Source organism: Streptomyces sp. NPDC005202, from assembly GCF_040608235.1.
Taxonomy (GTDB): Bacteria; Actinomycetota; Actinomycetes; order Streptomycetales; family Streptomycetaceae; genus Streptomyces.
This window is the reverse complement of the sequence record NZ_JBEXHW010000084.1, coordinates 1-2,404: the sequence shown is the minus strand read 5'-3', so window position 1 is coordinate 2,404 and position 2,404 is coordinate 1. Positions and strand designations below refer to the sequence as shown.

At 67.0% G+C, this 2,404-nt stretch carries 3 protein-coding genes; 2 read left to right on the top strand and 1 reads right to left on the bottom strand.

The window, feature by feature from the left end; all coding sequences use genetic code 11:
- Window positions 1-261: 261 nt before the first annotated feature.
- Window positions 262-855: a DUF6262 family protein gene (locus tag ABZV31_RS38165; RefSeq protein ID WP_355901470.1), complete on the top strand. Its 594-nt coding sequence runs from the start codon at window positions 262-264 to the stop codon at window positions 853-855.
- 89 nt (window positions 856-944) lie between these two features.
- On the top strand, window positions 945-1,589 hold the full coding sequence (locus ABZV31_RS38160) for a dihydrofolate reductase family protein (RefSeq protein WP_355901468.1): 645 nt from the start codon (window positions 945-947) through the stop codon (window positions 1,587-1,589).
- Here ABZV31_RS38160 and ABZV31_RS38155 read toward each other — a convergent pair.
- Window positions 1,503-2,285, bottom strand: a complete 783-nt coding sequence (locus tag ABZV31_RS38155; RefSeq protein WP_355901466.1) for a hypothetical protein — start codon at window positions 2,283-2,285, stop codon at window positions 1,503-1,505. The two genes, ABZV31_RS38160 and ABZV31_RS38155, sit on opposite strands and share 87 nt — an antisense overlap.
- Between the last annotated feature and the right edge of the window lie 119 nt (window positions 2,286-2,404).

Genomic DNA, 2,404 nt, shown 5'->3' with positions numbered 1-2,404 from the left:
GCCGACACGCACCACAAGCATCAGCTAACCTCGCCTACGCTGCCGCGTAGAACGCAAGCCCGTCCGTGTCTACCGGACCGGAGCAACTCCACTCCTCGACGACGCCCTCGCCCTGGACCTGCGCAAACCCCAGGACTACTTCCACCGAGTGTGGTCCACTGCCTTCCGCGCATCCGACCTCGCCCACGCAGGCGGCGCTGAGCCAGACGAGTACAGCGATACGTGCACAACCGACGGTGACGATCCCGAACAGGACATCGCATGAACTCCGCAACCGTCCCCGAACCCCGCACCGCCGCGGCTCTCGCCGCCCGACGGCACAAAACCGAGGCCGCCCTCCAACGCGTCCATGACGCCATCACCCGCATCCGTCGCGAGAAAGCCCTTGTCAGCGTCGCCGCCGTCGCTCGCCGAGCGGACGTCTCCCGCACCTTCCTCTACGACAACCCCGCAGCAAGATCCGCCGTCGCCACCGCGATCGCCGAGGCCGGCGAACACCGCACCCGCATACTCGCCAACCAGGACAACGAGCCCGAGGCGACCTGGCGCGAACGCGCGCTGAACGCCGAGGACGCCCTCAAGGCCGCGCACGCAGAGATCCTCGCCCAACGCACCCGCATCGGCGAACTCCTCGGTCAGATCCGCGACTTGCAGGCCGAGTGGACCGAGGAAGCCATCCAGCGGATCACCACCGAGAACACCACCCTCAAACAAAGGGTCCGCCAACTGACCGCCGACAACCGCACCCTGGACGAGCGGCTCAAGGCCGCCCGTTCCAACCTGCGCTTCCAAGACCGCCGCGTCGCCGATCTCGAAGCCCGCCTGTCCGACCTCACAGATCAGGACACTGAGTAGCCCAGTTTCTGACCGGTCACGGACACAGCGATGAGTTTTTCCGGTTCGGAGAGTCTCACCACAGTTATCGATCAACACAGGAGGAACACGTGGCTCAGCTACTGAGAGTCCAGAACTTCAACGTCTCGAGTGACGGCATCGGCGCCGGTGAGGACCAGAGCCTCGAGAGTCCGTTCGGCCATGTCAATCCCGAGAGGCTGTTCGCCTGGGCCGGCGCCACCGCGAGCTGGCCCATGCGCACCGACCCTGGTGGGAGCCTGGGCCTCGACGACTACTTCACGCGGGACTACGCGCGCAACATCGGTGCCGAGATCATGGGCCGCAACAAGTTCGGGCCCCAGCGCGGGCCCTGGCACAACCATGAGTGGCGCGGTTGGTGGGGTGACGAACCCCCGTTCCGCACCCCGGTGTTCGTCATGACCCACCACAAGCGTCCTTCGTTCACGCTCTCCGACACCACCTTCCACTTCGTCGACGGCGACCCCGCCACGATCCTCGAGCAGGCACGGGAGGCGGCGCAGGGCAAGGACGTCCGACTCGGCGGCGGAGTCACCACAATCCGGCAGTTCCTCGACGCCGACCTCGTCGACACCATGCACGTGGCGGTCTCGCCGGTGAAGCTCGGGTCCGGACTACGACTCTGGGAGTCACCCGATGAGCTGCTCGACCGGTTTCACCTGGAGGTCGTGCCCAGCCCGAGCGGCGTGACGCACCACCTGTTCTGGCGCAAGTAACACGAGAGCCCACTCGGGGATGCCTGCCCCGGACATGGCCCGTCCACCGTCCCGGTGGACGGGCCATCCCACGAGCCCCCGCAACGGGTTACGGCAACCACCCCACCCCGTCGTCACGAACATGTAGTCTATGAATCGCCGCAGTTCAGAGCCGGTGCACGAGCTCCTGCGGTCGGTAAAAGCGTCGACCACCCACTCGTGCCACAGATCCTGCAGCTCGTTCAGCGTCCACAGCCGTTCCCTTTCGACGTCCTTGCCGCGCGTGGCCAGGCTGTTGCCGGTGTAGCCGGCGGCGAACTGGGAGAACATGCTCTTGACCGAGGCGTTGGTGCGTTCGATGACCGCCTTGTCGGTGGGGGTGCGCTCCCTGGCGGACTCCACCTCGATGCCCAGCATGCTGCACACGTCCCGGAAGTGCCGGGCTTTGAAGATCTTGGCGTTGTCGACGACCACCGTTTTCGGGCGGATGACCGGCCGGGCCGCGGCGCCGGCCATCCGCGGATCGCCGTCCAGCATCTGGGCGTAGGGCAGGTCCGAGTTGGCAGCCAGCGTCTGGGGCGACCAGCCGGGGCGCGCCGCGAGCGGCGCCATCGCCTGGCCCAGCAGCAGCGCGGCATCCAGCGACTTGGTGCCGCGGCCGCCGCGGCGCCGGCTGCCCGGCCCCTTCTTCCGGCCCGAAGACTTCGGCACGATCATTCCGGCGATGAAGCTGCGGATTAGGGCCTGTCTTCAGTTGTGATCAACGGGCTTGCAGGAGGCTGCCGATCCAGATGGTCGCTGCGCGGAGATGGAGTCCGGCGAGGTAGCTCTCGGGC

What these genes read in the sequence shown, in the direction of transcription:
- ABZV31_RS38165 (WP_355901470.1), top strand. Translation starts at nt 262, where the DNA reads ATGAACTCCGCAACCGTCCCCGAACCCCGCACCGCCGCGGCTCTCGCC.
- ABZV31_RS38155 (WP_355901466.1), bottom strand. Translation starts at nt 2,285, where the DNA reads ATGATCGTGCCGAAGTCTTCGGGCCGGAAGAAGGGGCCGGGCAGCCGG.